The sequence below is a fragment of the Pseudomonas sp. 2822-17 genome, from assembly GCF_002742485.1.
In the GTDB taxonomy this organism is placed as follows: domain Bacteria; phylum Pseudomonadota; class Gammaproteobacteria; order Pseudomonadales; family Pseudomonadaceae; genus Aquipseudomonas; species Aquipseudomonas cyclaminis.
In genome coordinates, this window is the sequence record NZ_LJRZ01000729.1 from 1 (window position 1) to 273 (window position 273).

The 273-nt window shown below is 34.4% G+C and carries 1 protein-coding gene; it reads left to right on the forward strand.

The genetic code is table 11. The annotated features are described in order from the left end of the window. The coding region (locus AOA60_RS32790) for a hypothetical protein (RefSeq protein ID WP_218240850.1) at positions 1–203 on the forward strand (203 nt) is incomplete at its 5' end. Between the last annotated feature and the right edge of the window lie 70 nt (positions 204–273).

The window sequence follows — 273 nt, forward strand, 5'->3', positions numbered from 1 at the left end:
ATCATAAACCAATTACTGTCCCAGCTGTATTTAGCTTTTTGGCACCTGATATCTATCATGCTCACAGAGAATTAAAATTAAAAGGAGCTAATGTAGATGATGAGATCGGACGTTTTGGGGCACATATTCTTGGTTTTCATGTAATTGATTCAGAGGGGAATTCAATTCTTATAGTTGATCGCACTGAAGACATTGAAGGTTAATTGAGTACTAAAATTAACAATTGTGGGGAGGGGTTTATTTTATGACAGAACAAGTTAATGAATCAAAATC